Source organism: Streptomyces sp. P17 (assembly GCF_032436805.1).
Taxonomy (GTDB): domain Bacteria; phylum Actinomycetota; class Actinomycetes; order Streptomycetales; family Streptomycetaceae; genus Streptomyces.
The window spans coordinates 1-240 of sequence record NZ_JAVRBF010001418.1; the positions used below are offsets into that span (position 1 = coordinate 1).

At 51.2% G+C, this 240-nt stretch carries 1 protein-coding gene; it reads left to right on the top strand.

Features of this window, described 5'->3' with window-relative positions:
• A partial coding sequence (locus RMT89_RS45195) for a hypothetical protein (RefSeq protein WP_315889559.1) occupies positions 1–240 on the top strand: 240 nt, incomplete at both ends.

Below are 240 nucleotides of genomic sequence, written 5' to 3' on the forward strand. Positions count from 1 at the left end.
GTCACAAGGGCTATCTTACGCCTGGTTGGCAAGGCCTGCATTGCATAGGTGCCACCTTTGATCGTACGGCAACCGCCGCCGTGGTAACAGAGGCTGATAATAACGCAAATATCCAGCAACTAGCACAACAGCTGGCAATGACTGAATTAACATCAGAGATAAAGCTGGATTCGGCTAAAGCCGCCTTTCGTGGCACCATACCCGATCATTTGCCGCTAGCGGGCAAAGTGACGAATAACC